Source organism: Streptomyces sp. NPDC001056 (assembly GCF_053598955.1).
The window spans coordinates 19642-40068 of the sequence record NZ_JBSFLI010000021.1 but is presented as its reverse complement, the minus strand read 5'-3'; the positions used below and the strand labels follow the sequence as shown (position 1 = coordinate 40068).

Genomic DNA, 20427 nt, shown 5'->3' with positions numbered 1-20427 from the left:
CCCTATCCTGCCTCCTCGGCCCCGAACAGTGTGAGGGCGGAGTTCACCAGGCCGAGATGGCTGAACGCCTGCGGGAAGTTGCCGAGCTGGCGGTCCGCGACGGGGTCGTACTCCTCGGCCAGCAGTCCCACGTCGTTGGCCACCCGCACCAGCCGCTCGAACAGCTCCCGCGCCTCCTGCGGGCGCCCGGTCAGGTGCAGCGCGTCGGCCAGCCAGAACGAGCAGGCGAGGAAGGCGCCCTCGCCGCCCGGCAGCCCGTCGACCACCGCCTCGTCGTCCGCCTCGGAGTCGTAGCGGCGCAGAAAGCCGCAGTGGCCGAGGCCGGCGCGGATGGCGTCGACCGTGCCGATCACCCGGGGGTCGTCCGGCGGCAGGAAACCGACGCGGGGGATGAGCAGCAGGGCGGCGTCCAGCGCGCGGGAGCCGTAGGACTGGGTGAAGGTGTTGCGCTCCGGGTCGTAGCCCTTCTCGCACACCTCCCGGTGCACCTCCTCGCGCAGCCGCCGCCAGCCCTCCAGGTCGCCGTCCAGCTCCTGGTGGCTTTCGAGGGTCCGCACCGCCCGGTCGGCGGCCACCCACACCATCATCTTGGAGTGCACGAAGTGGCGCGCGTCGCCGCGCATCTCCCACAGGCCCTGGTCCGGCTCCCGCCAGGCCGACTCCAGGAAGCCCATCAGCGCACGCTGGATGGCCCACATGTGCGGCCGGGTGGGCAGGCCCGCGCCGCGCGCCAGCGACAGCGAGTCCATCACCTCGCCGTACACGTCGAGCTGGAGCTGGTCCAGGGCGCCGTTGCCGGTCCGTACCGGGGAGGAGCCGGCGAAGCCGGGCAGCCAGGGCAGCTCCCGCTCGGGCAGCCGCCGCTCGCCCGCGACGCCGTACACGATCTGGAGGGCGGCCGGGTCCCCGGCGACCGCGCGCAGGAGCCAGTTGCGCCAGGCCTCGGCCTCCTCCTGGTAACCCGCGGTGAGCAGCGCGCCGAGGGTGAGGGTGGAGTCCCGCAGCCAGCAGTACCGGTAGTCCCAGTTGCGCACCCCGCCGAGTCTTTCCGGCAGCGAGGTGGTGGCCGCGGCGACGATCCCGCCGGTCGGCGCGTAGGTGAGCGCCTTGAGGGTGATCAGGGAGCGGACGACCGCGTCCCGGTGGGGGCCGTCGTAACGGCACCGCCCGGCCCAGCGCCGCCAGTCCGTGAGGCTGTCCTCCAGCGCCTCGTACGGGTCGACGAGCCCCGGGCGCCGTTCATGGGAGGGGTGCCAGGTGAGCACGAACGCGACCCGCTCGCCCCCGCCGACGGTGAACTCGGAGTGGGTGCCGTAGTCCTCGCCCCAGGTGTGCACGGGCGGTTCGGAGCGCAGCCACGCCGAGTCGGGGCCCGCGACCGCCACCCGGTGGCCGTCGGAGCGGCGCATCCACGGCACGATCGAGCCGTAGTCGAAGCGCAGCCGCAGTGTGCTGCGGACGGTGACCCGGCCGCTGACGCCCTCCACGATGCGGATGACATCGGGGGCGTGCTCGCGCTGCGGCATCAGGTCGGTGACGCGGACCGTGCCGTCCGGGGTGTCCCACTCGGTGTCCAGGACGAGGGTGTCGGGCCGGTAGACGCGGCGGGTGCAGTCACGCTTGTTCCCTTCGGCCGCCTTGGGGGCGATCCGCCAGTGGCCGTGCTCGTCCTCGCCCAGCAGCCGGGCGAAGCAGGCGCCGGAGTCGAAGCGGGGCAGGCACAGCCAGTCGATCGAGCCGTCCCTGCCGACCAGCGCGGCGGTCTGTTCGTCGCCGATGAGGGCGTAGTCCTCGATACGAGCGTCCACGGGATGCGGTTTCCCTGCGACCCTGGGGGCCAATCAGGTGGTGCGCCGGGGGAGTGAACACAGCGCGCGAGCACGCCGGGCACGTCCGGCCCGGGACGCCCCCCCGCTCGGCGATCTCAGACCGTGGCCGGTTCGCTCTCCTCCGGCCGCGGTGCCGCCGCGGCCTCCTCCTGGTCGCGGATCTCCCGTCGCACCAGGAACCACCAGCCGACCGGGACGGCCGCCGCGAACAGCCACCACTGGATCATGTAGGCGTAGTTCAGCGGGGCGTCCTCGGTGCCGGGGTCGGAGATCTGCTCCGGGGAGCCGCCCTTGGGCGTGGGCGCCGTCTGCTCCATGTAGCCGCCGAGCACCTGCGCGCCGAGCCGGTGCGCCTCCTCGGCGCTGTTGATCAGCATGATCTGCCGGTCGGGCAGGCCCTTGATGTTCTTGATGCCGCTCGCCGCGGTCGTCTCGTCGGCCATCAGGCGTCCCCTGATGGTGGTCCGGCCGGCCGGCGGTGCGGGGATCTTCGGGAAGGCGGTCTGGGACCCGTCCGCGGCGACCCAGCCGCGGTTGACCATCAGCACCTTGCCGTCGTCGAGGACGAACGGCGTGAGGACGTGGTAGCCGACGTTCCCGTCGGCGTCGGTCCGGCGCCGGACCACCTCCGTCTTCGCGGTGTCGAAGGCGCCGGTCGCGGTGACGGTGCGGTACCTCTCGGTCCGGGTGACGGCGTGGCCGGGGGAGGACAGCCGCTCGACGGGGACCGGTTCGGCGTGCAGCGCGGCGGCGACCAGGTCGTTCCGCGCGGTGCGCTCCTCGTAGCGGTGCTGCTGCCAGAAACCCAGCCTGATCATCGTGGGGATCAACGCGATCGCGACGATGGTGAGGATGACCCACTGGCGGGACAACAGGAAGCGATAGCGATGCACCCCACGACGGTACATCCGGGCCGCGGGGTGCAATCGGGCGGGTACCGGGTCACACCCGGTGCCGTACGACCGCCGGGTCACACCCGGTCGACGACTCCCGCACGGCCCTCCGCGCGGGCGCAGTGCGCGCCGCAGTACCAGTGGCCCTCCACCTCCACGCCCTGTCCGATGATCTGCACCCGGCAGTGCTCGCAGATCGGGGCCATGCGATGGATCGCACAGGAGAAGCAGTCGAAGACATGGACCGCGCCCTGGGCGTGGACCTCGAAGGTCATTCCGTAGTCATTGCCGCAAACTTCGCATCTCGCCATGAGCCACAGGGTGAGCCGTCCCGGGCGCGTGGGCGAGCGGGTGCCGGGTGAGTCGTGCGTCAATCACCCTTTCGTACGACCACCCGTCCGTGAAGCCGGTGTCACGCCTCCGCGGGCCCGGTCCCGCTCACCCGGGGTCCCGCCCACTCACCCGGGGTCCCGGTCTCACTCGTCCGCGGGCTCGACGTCCCGCAGCAGCTGCCCGAACGCGGCCTCGTCCACGACCGGCGTGCCGAACTGCCGCGCCTTGACCGTCTTGGAGGTGCCCGAGTCGGGGTCGTTGGTCACCAGCAGGCTGGTCAGCCGGGAGATGCTGGACGCCACATGCAGCCCGCACTCGGTCGCCCGGTCCTCCAGCAGCTCCCGCTCGACGGAGGTGTCACCGGAGAACGCCACCCGCATGCCCTGTTTGAGAGGCTTGCCGTCTTCATAGCGGCCTGGGTTGGGATAGGGGCATGCGGGCCTTTTGCGGGAGGGGCGCCAACTGCCCGGGCGGTAGCCGCCGTAGCCACCGGCGCCGCCGGAGGACTGCCGGGGCACCGGGCCGTCCGACCACTCCGTCAGGGCGCGGCACTCCAGCAGCGGCAGCCGTACGCCGCCCGCCGCCGCGGCCCGCAGGCTGGGCCGGAACGCCTCCGCGAGCACGCGCGCGTCGTCCAGCGCGTGGTGCGCCCGCTGCTGCACCACGCCGAAGTGCGCGGCGAGCGACTCCAGCTTGTGGTTGGGCAGCGGCAGCCCCAGCTCCTTCGACAGCGCGATGGTGCACAGCCGCTGGCGCACCGGCGCCCGGCGCTCGGCGCGCGCGTACTCCCGCGCGATCATCTGCCAGTCGAAGACCGCGTTGTGCGCGACCAGCACCCGGCCCTCCAGGCGGGCCGCGAACTCCTCGGCGATGTCCGCGAACAGCGGCGCGCCCTCCAGCACCTCGCTCGTCAGACCGTGTATCCACACGGGTCCCGGGTCGCGCTCCGGATTGACCAGGGTGTACCAGTGGTCCTCGACCTCGCCGCGCGCGTCCAGCCGGTAGACGGCGGCGGAGATGATCCGGTCGTGCCGGGCCAGGCCGGTGGTCTCCACGTCAACGACCGCGTATCCCTGGGGATACGCGGCCGGCCACTGGGTGGGGGAGGACACTGCGGTCGCACGGTCTTCGAGCATGGTCACTGAGGATACGGGCCGTGACCGACATCTTCGCCCCGCAGGGTTCCGCGGGAGTCCCCGGGTTGCGCCGCCCGGGTGCCGGTGGGGACCCCGCCCGTACCGAACGTCCCTTTCCGTTGGGCCTGTTGTCCCTCGGTGGAGCGTCGAAGCGGCGCGAGCCGCCCCGAAGTGCGATCCTCCCTGGTGTGACGGAACTGAACCACGACGAGAGCCACGGCGGCGCGCTCGGCTCGCGGCTGAACTGGCTGCGCGCCGCCGTGCTGGGCGCGAACGACGGCATCGTCTCCACCGCGGGACTCGTCGTCGGCGTGGCCGGGGCGACCGGGAGCCGCTCCGCCCTGCTGACCGCGGGCCTGGCCGGGCTGCTCGCCGGGTCGATGTCCATGGCGGCCGGGGAGTACGTCTCCGTGTCCACCCAGCGCGACTCCGAGCTGGCCGCGCTGGCCGTGGAGAAGCGGGAACTGCGCGAGCAGCCCGAGGCCGAACTGCGCGAGCTGACCCAGATGCTCCAGTCGCGCGGGCTGTCCGAGGAAGTGGCCCGGGAGGCCGCCGAACAGCTCACCGAGCGGGACGCGCTGCGGGCGCACGCCAGTGTGGAGCTGGGTATCAACCCCGACGAGCTGACCAACCCGTGGCACGCGGCCTGGGCGAGTTTCCTGGCCTTCACCGTGGGCGCCCTGCTGCCGCTGCTGGCCATCGTGCTGCCCCCGGGCGGCTGGCGGCTGCCGGTGACCGTGGTCTCCGTGCTGGCCGCGCTGGTGCTCACCGGCTGGGCCAGCGCCCGCCTCGGCGCCGCCGCCCCCGGGCGGGCGGTGCTGCGCAACGTGGGGGGCGGGGCGCTGGCGATGGCCGTGACGTACGCGGCGGGCAGTCTGCTGGGAGCGGTCGGGGTGTGACCCGCCCTCACGGCCAGACGGGCCGGTCCGAACCCCAGGGCGCCGGGGGCCGGGCCCAATCGGTGGGCCCGCCCGCGAAGTTCACCGGGGAGAGGGCGTGCCGCAGCCGGCCGAGGGGACCGTCGGCCTCGGCGAGCCAGGCGTCCGGGGCGACGTGAGGGGCGCCCGGCGGGTCGTCCGTCTCCGGGGCGTCGTACGGCATCCCGTCCGTCAGCCAGTGCGCCGTGCGCGCCAGCGCCAGCCGGACCGCGCGGCCGCCGCCGTCGTACGACCGCTCGGTCAGCGCCCGCAGGACCGCCGCCGCCAGCAGATAGCCGGTGCCGTGGTCCAGGGCCTGCGCGGGCAGCGCGCCGGGCTGCCCGGAGGAGCCCTCGGTCACCGCGATGCCGGTGGCGACCTGCACCAGGCTGTCGAAGCCGCGCCGGTCGCCCCAGGGCCCGTACGCGCCCCACGCCGACACCTGGGCCACCACCAGTGCGGGGTGCCGTTCCGCCAGCGCCTCGGGGGAGAGGCCGAAGCGGTCGAGCGCGCCGGGACGGTAGCCGGTGACCACGACGTCCGCCCCGGACAGCAGCTCCTCGAAGGTGGCCCGGTCGGCCGCCAGGTCCAGGGTCGCGGAGCGCTTGCCGAAGCCCGTGTCGGCGTGCTGGTCGGGGAGTTCGGGCAGCCAGGGCGCGTCCAGGCGCAGCACGTCCGCGCCCAGCAGGCCGAGGGTGCGGGTGGCGACCGGGCCCGCCAGGACCCGGGTCAGGTCGAGGACGCGGACCCCCGCGGCGGGCAGCAGCGGGGCGGCGGCCGGGTCGAGCGGCGGGAGCGCGCGCACGGGAGCGGTGCCGAGCCGTACGCGCTCCACGAGGGGCCGCGCGGCCACCTCGGCGGCCTGTTCGGTGGCCCGCCACTCCTCGGGTGCACGCAGGGCCACCGCGAGGCCGCCGGCGCCGTAGACCGCCTCCTCGGTCCCGGCGGCGGTGCGGTCCGCGAGCCGGGCGGCCACGTCCTCGGGCGCGGCGCCGTCCGGCAGGCCCAGCGCGGCGAGCAGGCGGGTCCGGTGGTGGGGGTAGTTGGCGTGGGTGCGCACCCAGCCGTCGGCCGTGCGCCAGAACCGCGACAGCGGCGCGAAGGAGACCGTCGCCCGCCCGTCCGTGCGCAGCAGCCGTTCACTGTGGAACGCGGCGGCCACGGCACCGTCGTCGACCCGGACCCCGGGCGCCTCGCGACCGGTCCGGTGGGCCGCCAGCTCGGCGGCGGCCAGGGCGCACACCCCGGCACAGGTGCGCGCGAACCGTCGTACCGGAAGGCGGGACGGGAGGGTTCCCGGTCGCTCGACCGTCGTCACCCGGGAGAGCAGGGCGGGGTCCCCGCCCAGCGCAGACCATGCGAACGCGATATCCGTCATGACTGCACTATGCATTATTGATTCAATCAACCTTTGTAGGGACCCGGCGTCGGCCGGTAAAGGTCCGCCTCTTTACGGACGCCCTTGTCGACGCGTGCGCGGTGGCAGCCCGCGTCCCCCGCGCTGAACGCCGTGACGACGTCCATCACCGCCCCCAGGACACCAGGACGGATGACGGACGGGCGGGTGGCCGGATACCTGCGGACCACCCGCCCGTACAGGGGTCTTATCCGGTCACCGCCGCCAGCGCGTCGGCCATGCCCCGGCCGTAGAAGCCGTTGCGGTTCGCCGGCCCCTGGCACACCGCGTCGACCTTGCCGTCGCCGTTGATGTCGTACGGGTCCGTGCACGGGGTGGCGTCGGCCTCCGCGTACAGGAGTGCCCTGACCAGGGCGGCGGACGCGTGCGGATGGGTTGACTTGATCAATGCGGCAACACCGGCCACATGCGGGGCCGCCATGGACGTGCCGGCCATGTAGCCCCACTTGGCGCCCGGCAGCGGGCCGAGGATGAGGCCGCTGGTCGCCGGGGGCGCGGGCGTCTGGTAGACCGTCGAGTCGCCGCCGGGCGCGGCGATGTCGATGATGCCCAGGCCGTAGTTGGAGTACGACGCCTTCAGGCCCTTCGCGCCGGTCGCCGCGACCGTCACGACCCCCGGCAACTGGGCCGGGATGTCGAAGCAGCGGCGCGGGTCGATCACCCGGGACGACGCGGTGCCGTCGTTCGGCGAGTCCGGGTCGGTGATCGCGTCGGCGGCCAGGTCGTACCTCTCGTTGCCCGCCGACGCGATGTTCACCGTGCCCCGCCGCTCCGCGTACCGCGAGGCCCGGCCGACGGCGTCCACGAGTGCCTTCTGGTCCGGGTCGGTGGTGCAGTTGAAGTACCAGGGGTCGGTGAAATAGCTGTTGTTGGTCACGTCGACGTGGTGCTCGGCCGCCCAGACGAAGCCGCAGACCACGGCCTCGGTGTAGAAGTACCCGTTCGGATCGGCCACCTTGATGCCGGCCACCCTGACGCCCGGTGCCACGCCCGTCATGCCCACGCCGTTCTTCGCGGCCGCGATCTCCCCCGCCACATGCGTGCCGTGCGGGCTCTCCGAGGCACCGGGCCGCCAGGCGCCGTCGGTGGTGTCCGGCTTGCCCGACACGCAGTTGACGGAGGCGGCGCGGTCGAAGTTGGGCGCGATGTCCGGGTGGGTGTCGTCCACGCCGCTGTCGATGACCCCGACCGTGACCTCACGGCTGCCGAGCGTCTTCTCGTGCGCCTTGTCCGCCTTGACGGCGGGCAGGTCCCACTGGAGCGGTTCCAGCGGGTCCTGGTCCCCGGTCGCCGCCGCGCCGGCCGCGGCCGCCTGCGCGCCGCCGAGCACCTGCGGCGCGCCCCTGTCCGTCGTGGACGCGGAGGCCAGCGGGGTGTGGCGGGTGGCACCGGCCGAGGCGACCCCGGGCACCGCGCGCATCAGCCGGGCGAAGTCCGGGTTCGCGGAGTGCGCGACCAGGACGCCGATCCGGTCGTAACCGGCCACCAGGGTGCCGCCGTTGCGGGTGATCTCGCGCCGCACCGAGTCGAGCGTGCCGTGGTCCGTGCGGGTGTTGACCACATACGACAGGTTCGGGCCGTCCGCCGTCGAGGTGTTCGCGGCCGGTGTCCCGGACGCCGGTGCCCCGACCGCGGCGTGTGCCGTCGTCGCGGGCGCGGCCGAGGCCGCGGCCGGCAGGAAGCCGAGCGAGGCGGTGAGCGACAGCACGGCCGGCACGGCGAACACCGGCCGGCGTCTGGGGCGCAGATGAGGCATGGGTTCTCCACTTCATCCCGATACGAAGCCGCCCGAGACACGGGTCGGTGCTCGGGCAGGCGCATGGTGAGTGGTGCATCCGGAACGTAACCCGTCACCTCTGTGATCGGCAATGACTTGGCAATGACTCGATCAGACCGCTTGCGAAAGAACTCATAGGACTTGAACCGGCCTTCGCGTGGCGCCGTGGACCTGGGCAGGGAGCGCGAGCACCATCGAGCCCCCGGCCGCCCTGTCCGACAGCACCCGCGAGGAGAACCCGTGGCCACCGAGACACCGCCCCCCGCGACACCGGGGGTACCCCTTCCCACCGCCGATGAGTTCACCGCGGTGCAGCAGAGCGCGGACTTCGGCGAACTGCGCCGCGCGCACCGCTCGTTCGCCTTCCCGCTGACCCTCGCCTTCATCGCCTGGTACCTGCTGTACGTCCTGCTCTCCAACTACGCCGGCGGGTTCATGGGCACCAAGGTCGCGGGCAACGTCAACGTCGCCCTGGTCCTCGGGCTCGCCCAGTTCCTCACCACCTTCCTCATCGCCTGGTGGTACGCCCGGCACGCCGCGGCCAAGCTGGACCCGAGGGCGAGGGCCATCAAGTCCCGTATGGAGGGCGCGGAATGAGCCCCGCGACCCACCACACCCTGCTGGCCGCGGGCGAGGCGAGCGAGCACCGGACGCTGATCGTCACCCTGTTCGCCGTCTTCGTCGCCGCCACGCTCGTCATCACCGTCTGGGCGGGCCGCCAGACCAAGGACGCCGCCGACTTCTACGCGGGCGGACGCCAGTTCACCGGTTTCCAGAACGGCCTCGCCGTCTCCGGCGACTACATGTCCGCCGCGTCCTTCCTCGGCATCGCCGGCGCCATCGCCCTCTTCGGCTACGACGGCTTCCTCTACTCCATCGGCTTCCTGGTCGCCTGGCTCGTCGCGCTGCTCCTGGTCGCCGAACCGCTGCGCAACTCCGGCCGCTACACGATGGGCGACGTGCTCGCCTACCGGATGCGCCAGCGCCCGGTCCGCACGGCCGCGGGCACCTCCACCATCGTGGTGTCGATCTTCTACCTGCTCGCCCAGATGGCCGGCGCGGGCGTCCTGGTCTCCCTGCTCCTCGGCATCACCAGCGACATGGGCAAGATCGGCATCGTCGCCCTGGTCGGCGTTCTGATGATCATGTACGTCACCATCGGCGGCATGAAGGGCACCACCTGGGTACAGATGGTCAAGGCCGTGCTGCTGATGCTCGGCGCCCTGCTGCTGACCTTCCTGGTCCTCGTGAAGTTCCACTTCGACGTCTCGGACCTGCTCGGCAGGGCCGCCGACAACAGCGGCAAGGGCGCGTCGTTCCTGGAGCCCGGCCTGAAGTACGGCGCCACCGGCACCACCAAGCTGGACTTCCTCTCCCTCGGCCTCGCCCTGGTCCTCGGCACCGCGGGCCTGCCGCACATCCTGATCCGCTTCTACACGGTGCCCACCGCGAAGGCCGCCCGTCAGTCGGTGATCTGGGCCATCGGCCTGATCGGCGTCTTCTACCTGATGACCCTCGCCCTCGGCTTCGGCGCCGCCGCGCTGATCAAACCGGACGAGATCACCGCCTCCAACAAGGCGGGCAACACCGCGGCCCCGCTCCTCGCCCTGCACCTCGGCGGCGTCGACTCCGACGGGGGCGCCGTCCTGCTCGCCACCATCTCCGCCGTCGCCTTCGCCACCATCCTCGCCGTCGTCGCCGGCCTCACCCTCGCCTCGTCCTCCTCCTTCGCGCACGACATCTACGCGAACGTCGTCAAGAAGGGGCGGGCCACCGAGAAGCAGGAACTGGGCGCGGCCCGCTGGGCCACCGTCGGCATCGGCGCGGTCTCCATCGTGCTCGGCGCCCTGGCCCGCGACCTCAACGTGGCCGGCCTGGTGGCGCTCGCCTTCGCCGTCGCCGCCTCCGCGAACCTGCCGACGATCCTCTACAGCCTCTTCTGGAAGCGGTTCACCACCGCCGGCGCCCTGTGGTCGATCTACGGCGGCCTGGTCACCGCGGTCGGCCTGGTGCTGTTCTCCCCGGTCGTCTCCGGCGGCCCGACCTCGATGTTCCCGGACGTCGACTTCCACTGGTTCCCGCTGGAGAACCCCGGGATCATCTCCATCCCCGTCGGATTCCTGCTCGGCGCCGTGGGCACCCTGCTGTCGAAGGAGGTGCCGGCCGCCGGCAAGTACGCGGAACTGGAGGTGCGTTCCCTCACCGGGACGGGCGCGCACTGACGCCCGTACGACCGGCCGCGTCGCCGGAGCCGTACGGGTCCCCAGGGCTGTACGGTCCTACGGCGCGGCCGCCGGACTCCTCGTCCGATCGGGCCGGTGTCGATGTCGGTGGCGTCACGTAGGCTCGCAGATGAAACGGAAACGACGCCGATGCTCGAACGAGGGAGGGGGCCCACGTGCTCATCGACACGTTCGGCCGCGTGGCCACCGACCTGAGGGTCTCGCTGACCGACCGGTGCAATCTGCGCTGCACGTACTGCATGCCCGAGGAGGGCCTGCAGTGGCTGGCCAAGCCCGACCTGCTCACCGACGACGAGATCGTCCGCCTCATCGACATCGCGGTGCGCCTGCTCGGCGTCGAGGAGGTCCGCTTCACCGGCGGCGAGCCCTTGCTGCGGCCCGGCCTGGTCGGCATCGTCGAGCGCGTCGCGGCCCTCGACCCGCGCCCGCGGGTGTCCCTCACCACCAACGGAATCGGCCTCGGCCGCACCGCCGCCGCGCTCCGGGACGCGGGCCTGGACCGGGTCAATGTCTCCCTGGACACCCTGCGCCCCGACGTCTTCAAGGCCCTCACCCGCCGTGACCGCCACAAGGACGTCCTCGAAGGACTCCGGGCCGCCCGCGCCGCGGGCCTCACGCCCGTCAAGGTCAACAGCGTCCTGATGCCCGGCCTCAACGAGGACGAGGCCCCCGACCTGCTGGCCTGGGCCGTCGCACACGACTATGAACTGCGGTTCATCGAGCAGATGCCCCTGGACGCCCAGCACGGCTGGAAGCGCGAGGGCATGGTCACCGCCGGCGACATCCTCGCCTCCCTGCGCACCCGCTTCGACCTCACCCCGGAGGACGTCGAGGAGCGCGGTTCGGCACCGGCGGAGCGCTGGCTGGTGGACGGCGGCCCGCACCGGGTCGGCGTGATCGCCTCGGTCACCCGCCCGTTCTGCGCGGCCTGCGACCGCACCCGGCTCACCGCCGACGGCCAGATCCGCACGTGTCTGTTCGCCACCGAGGAGACCGACCTGCGCGAGGCCCTGCGCTCCGGCGCGCCCGACGAGGAGATCGCCCGCCTCTGGCGCCAGGCGATGTGGGGCAAGAAGGCGGGCGCGGGCCTGGACGACCCGTCCTTCGTCCAGCCGGACCGCCCGATGTCGGCGATCGGCGGCTGAGCGAGGGCTGACCGGCGGCCGGACCGCGGCCGCCCGCAGGTCTCAACTCCCGCTCTGCTCCCACTCCTTGAGCGGGACGACGTCCTTCAGGAACCCCCGAACACCCAGGAACGAGGACAGGTGCTCGCGGTGCTCCTCGCAGGCGAGCCAGGTCTTGCGCCGCTCCGGCGTGTGAAGCTTCGGGTTGTTCCAGGCCAGCACCCACACGGCGGCGATGCGGCAGCCCTTGGCGGAGCAGATGGGGGTTTCGTCACTCACAGGTTCGTCTCACCAGATCGGGTGCAGAACGAGGCGACGCCGAGCAGCCACGGGGGGAGCTGCCCGGCGTCGGTCCGTCGCTCCGACGGGGGATGCGGAGCGCTTACGCAGTATGTCACGGCCGACCCGTTGCCCGGCACCGGAACTGCGCGATTGATTTTGAGCTTTTCTTGAGGATGCGGCCGGGTCGGTGTCCGCTTCCTCCGTACTAGCCCTGATTGCGGGGCGGCTGCTCGTCCTCGCCGCGCGTCGTCCCGATCATCGGGCGCATGGGCGCGGTGACGAACGTCGAGGGCAGGGAGGGCGGCCGCTCACGGCCCGCGTTCGCGATCACCACCGCGATATAGGGCAGGATCGCACCGGCCACCAACGCCACGATGGCGAAGGGCCGCTCGACGTTCCACAACGTGGCCGCGAGGATCACCGCCACCGTGCGGATCGCCATCGAGATGACGTACCGCCGCTGCCGCCCGCGTACGTCCTCGGCGAGACCGGTCCGGGCCCCGGTGATCCGGAACACCTGGCCGCCGGCGCCGTGCTGTTTCCGCATCGCCTTCACCATCCGCCGTATCGGACCTTCCCGGCCCGCACCCACGTCCACCCCCCCGGCGCGGAAGCCGGTGCCGGGACACGTCTTACGGTACGCCGCGGCCGCGCGCCCGACGAGACCGGGTCGCCCGCTGCCTGCGCCGATGCCCGGCCGTACGGCGGGATACGACATGCGTCCTGTGGCGCACCGGCCGACACTGACGTAAAGCTCACGTCGATCCGGACGAGGAGGCAGCCATGGGCTGGTTGTGGGCGATCATCGTGGGATTCGTACTGGGTGTGATCGCCAAAGCGGTCATCCCCGGCAAGCAGCACAGCCCCCTCTGGCTGACCACCATCTGCGGCATCCTCGGCGCCATCGCGGGCAACGCGATCGCCCGCGCCCTGAACGTCGAGGAGACCCGGGGCATCGACTGGAGCCGCCACATCTTCCAGCTGGTGGCCGCGATCATCATCGTCGCCGTGGTGGACGCCCTCTACATGGCGACGCTGGGCAAGAGGAAACGCCAGAGAGTCTGAGACGCCTCCGACCGGAGCGACCCGGGGGCGCGGGGCCGTGTCGAGCCACCGCGCCCCGGCGGAGTCATCCCGCGACAACCTCCACCGCCGCCAGATTCCGCTTGCCGCGCCGCAGCACCAGCCACCGCCCGTCCAGCAGATCCCCGGTCGAGGCCACCGCGTCCTCGGAGGCCACCTTGACGTTGTTCACGTAGGCGCCCCCCTCCTTCACGGTCCTGCGCGCGGCGGACTTGCTCGCCACCAGCCCGACCTCAGCGAACAGATCCACCACGGAACCCAGCTCGGCGACCTGGACGTGCGGCACCTCGGAGAGCGCCGCCGCCAGGGTCCGGCCGTCCAGCTCCGCGAGCTCGCCCTGCCCGAACAGCGCCTTCGACGCGGCGACCACCGCGGCCGTCTGCTCGGCCCCGTGCACCAGCGTCGTCAGCTCCTCGGCCAGCGCCCGCTGAGCCGCCCGCGCCTGCGGCCGCTCCTCGGTCAGCCGCTCCAGCTCCTCGATCTCCTCGCGGGACTTGAAGCTGAAGATGCGCAGGAACTTGGCCACGTCCCGGTCGTCCGCGTTGATCCAGAACTGGTAGAACGCGTACGGCGTGGTCATCTCGGGGTCGAGCCACACCGTGCCGGACTCGGTCTTGCCGAACTTCGTGCCGTCCGCCTTGGTGATCAGCGGTGTGCCCAGCGCGTGCACCACGGCGTCGGGCTCGACCCGGTGGATCAGGTCGGTGCCGGAGGTGAGGTTGCCCCACTGGTCGCTGCCACCCGTCTGCAGCGTGCAGCCGTACCTCCGGTACAGCTCCAGGAAGTCCATGCCCTGCAGGATCTGGTAGCTGAACTCGGTGTAGCTGATGCCCGCGTCGGAGTTGAGCCGCCGGGAGACGGCCTCCTTGGCGATCATCTTGTTGACCCGGAAGTGCTTGCCGATGTCCCGCAGGAACTCGATGGCCGACAGGCCCTGGGTCCAGTCCAGGTTGTTGACCATCACCGCGGCGTTCGGGCCCTCGAAGTCCAGCAGCGGCGCGATCTGGCCGCGCAGCCGCTCGACCCACTCGGCGACGGTCTCCGGCGCGTTCAGCGTGCGCTCGGCGGTGGGCTTCGGGTCGCCGATCAGACCGGTCGCGCCCCCGACCAGACCCAGCGGGCGGTGGCCCGCCTGCTGGATGCGGCGCATCGTCAGGATCTGCACGAGGTTGCCGAGGTGCAGACTGGGCGCGGTCGGGTCGAAGCCGCAATAGAACGTGACGGGACCGTCCGCGAACGCCTTGCGCAATGCGTCCTCGTCCGTGGAGAGGGCGATGAGCCCACGCCACTTCAGTTCGTCGACGATGTCCGTCACGGTTCTCGTGTCTCCTTGATGATCCTCGGGCGGTCGGGTGACAGCCGACTACGAGGTTATACGCCCTGGCTGACAGAACTCATGTTGAAATCGGGGACCCGCAGCGGCGGCATCGCGGCCCTGGTGAACCAGTCGCCCCACTCGCGGGGCAGCGTCTTCTCCGTGCGACCCGCCTCGATCGCCCGGCGCAGCAGCTCCACCGGCGACTCGTTGAACCGGAAGTTGTTCACCTGCCCGGTCACCTCGCCGTTCTCCACGAGGTAGACGCCGTCCCGGGTCAGGCCGGTGAGCAGCAGCGTCGCCGGGTCGACCTCGCGGATGTACCACAGGCAGGTCAGCAGCAGCCCGTGCTCGGTGTCCGCGACCATCTCGTCCAGGGAGCGGTTGCCGCCGTCCAGGACCAGGTTGTCCGCGGCGGGGGTGACCGGCAGTCCGGTCAGGGCGGCGCTGTGCCGGGTCGTGGTCAGGTTCCGGAGCACGCCCTGGTGGATCCAGTCGGTGGCCGGGGCCGGCAGTCCGTTGTCGAACACCGACCGGTCGCCGCCCGAGGAGTGGGCGATCACGAAGGGCGCGCACTCCAGTCCGGGCTCGTTCGGGTCGCTGCGCAGGGTCAGCGGCAGCTCGGAGAGCCGCTCGCCGATCCGGGTACCGCCGCCGGGCTTGGAGAAGACCGTGCGGCCCTCCGCCGCGTCCCGCCCCGAGGCCGACCACAACTGGTAGACCAGCAGGTCCGCCACCGCGGTGGGCGGCAGCAGGGTCTCGTAGCGGCCCGCGGGCAGCTCCACGCGCCGCTGCGCCCAGCCCAGCCGCACGGCCAGCTCGGCGTCCATGGCGGCCGGGTCGACGTCCTTGAAGTCCCGGGTGGAGCGTCCGGCCCATGCGGAGCGGGTGTGGTCGGGCGACTTGGCGTTCAGTTCCAGGGTGCCGGTGGGCTGGTCGTGCCGCAGCCGCAGGCCGGTCGAGGTGCCCAGGTAGGTCGACACCATCTCGTGGTTGGCGAAGCCGTACAGCTCCCGGCCGCCGGCCCGGGCGCGGGCGAAGGCCTCGCCGAGCGCCGGGGCGAAGTCGGCGAACACGGCGGAGGAGGTCTCGGCGGGTGCGTCCGTGAAGTCGGGCGCCGCGGGTACGTCCGTGACCAGTGGCTGCGCGTCCTCGGCGGGTCCGGCCCCCCGCGCGGCGGCCTCCGCGGCCCGCACCAGCGGTTCCAGCTCGTCCGAGGTCACCGCCGACCGCGAGACGACGCCGGAGGCGGTGCCCTGCTGCCCGTCCACGGTCGCGATCACCGTGAGGCCACGGCCCCGGGTCACCCCGTTCGTGGTGAGCGCGTTGCCCGCCCAGCGCAGGTTCGCGGTGGAGCGCTCGTCGGCGATGACGACGCACCCGTCCGCCCGGGACAGCGCGAGTGCCTGCTCGACGATCTCGTGCGGCTTGCTGGTACCAGCGCTCATCGACCGGCCTCCTGCGTGGTGTTCAGAATGTTTACGCCCCGGAAGAGGGCGGAGGGGCACCCGTGGGACACGGCGGCCACCTGGCCCGGCTGGGCCTTGCCGCAGTTGAAGGCGCCGCCCAGGACGTACGTCCCCGGGCCGCCGACCGCCGCCATCGATCCCCAGAAGTCGGTCGTCGTGGCCTGGTAGGCGACGTCCTTGAGCTGCCCGGCGAGCCGCCCGTTCTCGATCCGGAAGAAGCGCTGCCCGGTGAACTGGAAGTTGTAGCGCTGCATGTCGATCGACCAGGACCGGTCGCCGACCACGTAGATGCCCCGCTCCACGCCCCCGATCAGATCCTCGGTGGACAGCCCCGCCGGGTCCGGCCGCAGCGACACGTTGGCCATGCGCTGCACCGGCACATGGGCGGGGGAGTCGGCGTACGCGCACCCGTTGGACCGCTCGAAGCCGGTCAGCCGGGCGATCCTGCGGTCCAGCTGGTAGCCGACCAGCGTGCCGTCCTTCACCAGGTCCCAGGACTGCGCCTCGACGCCCTCGTCGTCGTACCCGATGGTCGCCAGGCCGTGCTCGGCGGTGCGGTCGCCGGTGACGTTCATCAGCTCGGAGCCGTACTTCAGCTTGCCCAGCTGGTCGAAGGTGGCGAAGGAGGTGCCGGCGTAGGCGGCCTCGTAGCCGAGCGCCCGGTCCAGCTCGGTGGCGTGCCCGATGGACTCGTGGATGGTCAGCCACAGGTTGGACGGGTCGACCACCAGGTCGTACAGGCCCGGCTCCACGCTCGGCGCCCGCATCTTCTCGGCCAGCAGCTCCGGGATCCGCGCCAGCTCGCCGTCCCAGTCCCAGCCGGTGCCGGTCAGGTACTCCCAGCCGCGCCCGGCCGGCGGCGCCAGCGTCCGCATGGAGTCGAACTCCCCGCTGGACTCGTCCACCGAGACCGCGGTCAGCTCGGGATGCAGCCGCACCCGCTGCTGCGTGGTGACGGTCCCGGCCGTGTCGGCGTAGAACTTGTTCTCGTGCACGGTGACCAGCGAGGCGTCCACATGGCTCACGCCGTCCGCCGCCATCAGGCGCGCGCTCCAGTCGGCGAGCAGCGCCGACTTCTCCTCGGCCGGCACCGAGAAGGGGTCGATCTCGTACGACGACACCCACGTCCGCTCGGCGTGCACCGGCTCGTCGGCCAGCTCGACCCGCGTGGGGGGTGCCCCCGCATCGGCCCCGGCGGCCTTGATGACCTGCGCGGACAGTTTGGCCATGGCGACCGCCTGCGACGCGACCCGGGCCGCCGCGTCCAGCGTCAGGTCGACCCCGGAGGCGAAGCCCCACGTACCGCCGTGCACGACCCGGACCGCGTACCCGAGGTCGGTGTCGTCCGAGGACCCCGCGGGCCGGGCGTCCCGCAGCCGCAGGGTCGCGCTGCGCACCCGCTCGAACCGGAAGTCGGCGTGCTCGGCTCCGAGCGAGCGCGCGCGGGCGAGCGCGGCGTCGGCGAGGGACCTTAGCGGAAGTGCCGTGAAGGCTTCGTCGATGGAATGAGGCACGGAGGTCTCCCTGCTGTCGTGGCCTGTCGGCTCCGATCATGTCCTGCGGGCGGCCCCACGGACCACACACCTTTCGGACCCGGACCCCCGCGAATCTGTAGGGACCCGACAGCGACGGTCCCGCGCCACTGTCGGTGCCCGAATGCCCACCGACGCGGCCGTACCGATAGGTTTTCGGTGAAGCCGCCTGTCATCCAGGTGTTCGGGCGGGTTGTCGGACTTCCAGCAGACCGCTATCGAAAGGGTGATCCGTTGAGCCGCTCGGTTCTCGTCACCGGAGGCAACCGGGGCATCGGCCTCGCCATCGCCCGCGTTTTCGCCGACGCCGGCGACAAGGTCGCGATCACGTACCGCTCGGGTGAGCCGCCGGCCGGCTTCCTGGCCGTCAAGTGCGACATCACCGACCCCGAGCAGGTGGAGCAGGCCTACAAGGAGATCGAGGACCAGCACGGTCCCGTCGAGGTGCTCGTCGCCAACGCCGGGATCACCAAGGACCAGCTCCTGATGCGCATGTCCGAGGAGGACTTCACCTCGGTCATCGACACCAACCTCACCGGTACCTTCCGCGTCGTCAAGCGCGCCAACCGCGGCATGCTGCGCGCCAAGAAGGGCCGCGTCGTCCTGATCTCCTCCGTGGTCGGTCTGCTCGGCTCGGCGGGGCAGGCGAACTACGCCGCCTCCAAGGCCGCCCTGGTCGGCTTCGCGCGCTCCCTCGCCCGTGAGCTGGGCTCGCGCAACATCACCTTCAACGTCGTCGCGCCCGGCTTCGTGGACACCGACATGACCAAGGTGCTCAGCGACGAGCAGCGCCAGGGCATCGTGTCGCAGGTGCCGCTCGGCCGTTACGCGCGGCCGGAGGAGATCGCCGCGGCCGTCCGGTTCCTCGCGTCGGACGACGCCTCGTACATCACTGGAGCCGTCATCCCCGTTGACGGCGGACTGGGAATGGGTCACTGATCACCATGAGCGGAATTCTTGAGGGCAAGCGCGTCCTGATCACCGGTGTGCTGATGGAGTCCTCCATCGCCTTCCACGCCGCCAAGCAGGCCCAGGAGCAGGGCGCCGAGATCATCCTGACCGCCTTCCCGCGGCCCACGCTGACCGAGCGCATCGCCAAGAAGCTGCCGAAGCCCACCAAGGTCATCGAGCTGGACGTGACCAACGAGGAGCACCTCGGGCGGCTGGCCGACGTGGTCGGCGAGGAGCTGGGCGGCCTCGACGGCGTCGTGCACTCCATCGGCTTCGCCCCGCAGGACGCGCTCGGCGGCAACTTCCTCAACACGCCGTTCGAGTCCGTGGCCACCGCCATGCACGTCTCGGCGTTCTCCCTGAAGTCGCTCACCATGGCCTGCCTGCCGCTGATGCAGAACGGCGGCTCGGTCGTCGGCCTCACCTTCGACGCCCAGTTCGCCTGGCCGCAGTACGACTGGATGGGCCCGGCCAAGGCCGCCCTGGAGGCGACCAACCGCTACATGGCGCGTGACCTGGGCAAGCAGAACATCCGCTGCAACCTCATCTCCGCGGGCCCGATCGGCTCCATGGCCGCCAAGTCCATCCCGGGCTTCAGCGAACTGGCCTCCGTGTGGGACAGCCGCTCCCCGCTGGAGTGGGACCTGAAGGACCCGGAGCCGGCCGGCAAGGGCATCGTCGCCCTGCTCAGCGACTGGTTCCCGAAGACCACCGGCGAGATCATCCACGTGGACGGCGGCCTGCACGCGATCGGCGCCTGAGCGCTGCCGCGCGGCTGAAACCCGCTGTCGCGCCTTTCACGGCCGTACGGCTTCACTTCACGGCCGGGCCCGCACCCCCGAGGGGGCGCGGGCCTTCGCCGTCTCCGGCGGCGTCCGCTCGGCGTCGTGCGTTCCGGGTCGTCCGTTCCGGGGTCGTCCGTTCCGGGGCCGTCCGTTCCGGGTCGCGCGTCCGGCGTCGTCCGTTCCCGCGCCGTCACCCGTTCGGCTCACCGGTCGGGCGGGCCGTCCCCCGCGCGGCGCACCCTGAAGACACGTCCGTGCGGCGCGTTCCTCCGCAGCCAGCCCGGCCGAGGAGGTCTCCTTGTGCGCCTGTCCCGCTGCCTGGCCCCGCTGACCGCGGCCGTCGCCCTCGTACTCTCCCTGCCGTACGACGCGACGCCCCATGCCCGCGCGAGCGCCGGCCCGCCCGCGCCGACCCTGTTCGGGGCCGCGTGCCGGACGGCCGTGAGCGGCTCCCATGTGGTGGCGTACTGCCACAACCCCTATGCCGACACCGACCGGGTACGCCTGCACATCGAGTGCGCCCGCTGGTGGGACATCGACACCGACAGCGCCCCGGTGGACGACGAGCCGGCGCTGACGGTACGGCTCACCGGGCGCTGCTGGAAGGAGGTCGGCTCGGTGTGGATCAGCCACCAGAAGGTGCGCTGAACCGGGCCGTCAGCCGATGCCGGGCCGCCCCGGACGGCACTGGAAGGGGTAGCTCGCCGCCTCCCTGGCCGCCGCCTCGGCGTCGCCGGCGCGGATCGCGTCCATCAGGCGGCTGTGGTCCATGTGCGTGTCCGGTGTCAGCTCGGCGCCGACGTCCGCGCGCAGCGCGTCCCGCAGCAGCTCGCCCAGGTCGGCGTGCATCGCCGTCATGACCTCGTTGTGGGACGCGGCCACCACGGCCAGGTGGAAGGTGGCGTCGGCGGCCACGAAGGCCTCCGCCTCGCCGCTCTCCCATGCCTCCTCGCGCCGTGCCAGGAGCGCGTCCAGCTGCTTGAGGTCCTTCTCGGTGCGCCGCTCGGCGGCCAGCTTGGCCGCGGCCGACTCCAGCGTGGCGCGCAGTTCGGCGATGTGCCGGGGGTCCGCGTCGGCGAACCGGCGGTGCATCACGCCGGCCAGTTCGCTGGTCGCCACCACATAGGTGCCGGAGCCCTGCCGGATGTCCAGCAGCCCGTTGTGGGCGAGCGCGCGCACGGCCTCGCGGACCGTGTTGCGGGCGACGCCCAGCTGTTCGACCAGCTCGGGCTCGGTCGGGATACGGGAGCCGACCGGCCACTCGCCGGTGGCGATCTGGTTGCGCAGTTCGGCGATCACCTGCTCGGAGAGGGCCGAACGGCGCGGGTGGCTCAGAGGCAT

The 20427-nt window shown here is 72.1% G+C and carries 20 protein-coding genes; 8 read left to right on the top strand and 12 right to left on the bottom strand.

Features of this window, described 5'->3' with window-relative positions; all coding sequences use genetic code 11:
* Window positions 1-2: 2 nt before the first annotated feature.
* The 4 genes from ACWDD7_RS23985 to ACWDD7_RS23970 all read right to left on the bottom strand — a co-directional run bounded on the left by ACWDD7_RS23985 (window position 3) and on the right by ACWDD7_RS23970 (window position 4191).
* The gene (locus ACWDD7_RS23985) at window positions 3-1808 is read right to left on the bottom strand and encodes a glycoside hydrolase family 15 protein (protein ID WP_450458852.1); all 1806 of its coding nucleotides are present in this window, start codon (window positions 1806-1808) and stop codon (window positions 3-5) included.
* A gap of 116 nt (window positions 1809-1924) precedes the next feature.
* Complete coding sequence (locus ACWDD7_RS23980; protein ID WP_450458851.1) at window positions 1925-2737, bottom strand: SURF1 family cytochrome oxidase biogenesis protein; 813 nt, start codon at window positions 2735-2737, stop codon at window positions 1925-1927.
* Between the two features lie 62 nt (window positions 2738-2799).
* Window positions 2800-3033, bottom strand: coding sequence for a hypothetical protein (locus tag ACWDD7_RS23975; RefSeq protein ID WP_078873419.1), 234 nt, complete (start codon window positions 3031-3033; stop codon window positions 2800-2802).
* Window positions 3034-3198: 165 nt separating this feature from the next.
* Window positions 3199-4191: a DEDDh family exonuclease gene (locus ACWDD7_RS23970; protein ID WP_450458850.1), complete on the bottom strand. Its 993-nt coding sequence runs from the start codon at window positions 4189-4191 to the stop codon at window positions 3199-3201.
* Window positions 4192-4379: 188 nt separating this feature from the next.
* Between ACWDD7_RS23970 and ACWDD7_RS23965 the strand changes: the two genes are divergently transcribed.
* Window positions 4380-5090 carry a VIT1/CCC1 transporter family protein gene (locus ACWDD7_RS23965; protein ID WP_351865465.1) on the top strand — a complete coding sequence of 237 codons (711 nt, stop codon included), beginning with the start codon at window positions 4380-4382 and terminating at the stop codon, window positions 5088-5090.
* Between the two features lie 7 nt (window positions 5091-5097).
* On the opposite strand, the gene ACWDD7_RS23960 is transcribed toward ACWDD7_RS23965, so the two are convergent.
* Both ACWDD7_RS23960 and ACWDD7_RS23955 read right to left on the bottom strand, forming a co-directional pair.
* On the bottom strand, window positions 5098-6486 hold the full coding sequence (locus ACWDD7_RS23960; RefSeq protein ID WP_450458849.1) for a CoA transferase: 1389 nt from the start codon (window positions 6484-6486) through the stop codon (window positions 5098-5100).
* Between the two features lie 226 nt (window positions 6487-6712).
* Complete coding sequence (locus ACWDD7_RS23955) at window positions 6713-8281, bottom strand: S8 family peptidase (protein WP_450458848.1); 1569 nt, start codon at window positions 8279-8281, stop codon at window positions 6713-6715.
* 261 nt (window positions 8282-8542) lie between these two features.
* Here ACWDD7_RS23955 and ACWDD7_RS23950 point away from each other — a divergent pair, with 261 nt between their 5' ends.
* From ACWDD7_RS23950 to moaA, 3 genes are all read left to right on the top strand, one after another.
* Window positions 8543-8899: a DUF485 domain-containing protein gene (locus ACWDD7_RS23950; protein ID WP_450458847.1), complete on the top strand. Its 357-nt coding sequence runs from the start codon at window positions 8543-8545 to the stop codon at window positions 8897-8899.
* Window positions 8896-10524, top strand: coding sequence for a solute symporter family protein (locus ACWDD7_RS23945; protein ID WP_450458846.1), 1629 nt, complete (start codon window positions 8896-8898; stop codon window positions 10522-10524). Before ACWDD7_RS23950 ends, ACWDD7_RS23945 begins: the two co-directional genes overlap by 4 nt.
* Before the next feature lie 176 nt (window positions 10525-10700).
* Window positions 10701-11690 carry a GTP 3',8-cyclase MoaA gene (gene moaA, locus ACWDD7_RS23940; RefSeq protein ID WP_450458845.1) on the top strand — a complete coding sequence of 330 codons (990 nt, stop codon included), beginning with the start codon at window positions 10701-10703 and terminating at the stop codon, window positions 11688-11690.
* A 42-nt stretch (window positions 11691-11732) separates the two neighbouring features.
* Here the strand turns inward: moaA and ACWDD7_RS23935 are convergent, their stop codons facing one another.
* Window positions 11733-11948 carry a hypothetical protein gene (locus tag ACWDD7_RS23935; protein ID WP_450458843.1) on the bottom strand — a complete coding sequence of 72 codons (216 nt, stop codon included), beginning with the start codon at window positions 11946-11948 and terminating at the stop codon, window positions 11733-11735.
* A 208-nt stretch (window positions 11949-12156) separates the two neighbouring features.
* Window positions 12157-12498 (bottom strand): DUF3099 domain-containing protein, encoded by a 342-nt coding sequence (locus tag ACWDD7_RS23930; RefSeq protein ID WP_351865486.1) that lies wholly within the window; start codon window positions 12496-12498, stop codon window positions 12157-12159.
* Between the two features lie 236 nt (window positions 12499-12734).
* Here ACWDD7_RS23930 and ACWDD7_RS23925 point away from each other — a divergent pair, with 236 nt between their 5' ends.
* Window positions 12735-13016 carry a GlsB/YeaQ/YmgE family stress response membrane protein gene (locus ACWDD7_RS23925; protein ID WP_450458842.1) on the top strand — a complete coding sequence of 94 codons (282 nt, stop codon included), beginning with the start codon at window positions 12735-12737 and terminating at the stop codon, window positions 13014-13016.
* A 64-nt stretch (window positions 13017-13080) separates the two neighbouring features.
* Here ACWDD7_RS23925 and tyrS read toward each other — a convergent pair whose 3' ends face one another.
* From tyrS to ACWDD7_RS23910, 3 genes are read right to left on the bottom strand one after another with little or no spacing between them, the layout of a single operon-like run.
* Window positions 13081-14349, bottom strand: a complete 1269-nt coding sequence (gene tyrS / locus ACWDD7_RS23920; RefSeq protein WP_351865490.1) for a tyrosine--tRNA ligase — start codon at window positions 14347-14349, stop codon at window positions 13081-13083.
* Window positions 14350-14405: 56 nt separating this feature from the next.
* Window positions 14406-15797: a metallopeptidase TldD-related protein gene (locus ACWDD7_RS23915; protein ID WP_450458841.1), complete on the bottom strand. Its 1392-nt coding sequence runs from the start codon at window positions 15795-15797 to the stop codon at window positions 14406-14408.
* Window positions 15794-17332 (bottom strand): TldD/PmbA family protein, encoded by a 1539-nt coding sequence (locus ACWDD7_RS23910; RefSeq protein WP_351865496.1) that lies wholly within the window; start codon window positions 17330-17332, stop codon window positions 15794-15796. The genes ACWDD7_RS23915 and ACWDD7_RS23910 overlap by 4 nt, the downstream gene beginning before the upstream one ends.
* Before the next feature lie 252 nt (window positions 17333-17584).
* Between ACWDD7_RS23910 and fabG the strand changes: the two genes are divergently transcribed.
* From fabG to ACWDD7_RS23895, 3 genes are all read left to right on the top strand, one after another.
* Entirely contained in the window at window positions 17585-18289 is a 705-nt protein-coding gene (gene fabG / locus ACWDD7_RS23905; protein WP_037656620.1) for a 3-oxoacyl-[acyl-carrier-protein] reductase, read from the top strand.
* A 5-nt stretch (window positions 18290-18294) separates the two neighbouring features.
* On the top strand, window positions 18295-19062 hold the full coding sequence (gene fabI, locus ACWDD7_RS23900; protein ID WP_285553461.1) for an enoyl-ACP reductase FabI: 768 nt from the start codon (window positions 18295-18297) through the stop codon (window positions 19060-19062).
* Window positions 19063-19386: 324 nt separating this feature from the next.
* Window positions 19387-19734, top strand: a complete 348-nt coding sequence (locus tag ACWDD7_RS23895) for a hypothetical protein (protein ID WP_351865500.1) — start codon at window positions 19387-19389, stop codon at window positions 19732-19734.
* Between the two features lie 9 nt (window positions 19735-19743).
* On the opposite strand, the gene ACWDD7_RS23890 is transcribed toward ACWDD7_RS23895, so the two are convergent.
* Window positions 19744-20427, bottom strand: a complete 684-nt coding sequence (locus ACWDD7_RS23890; protein WP_450458839.1) for a FadR/GntR family transcriptional regulator — start codon at window positions 20425-20427, stop codon at window positions 19744-19746.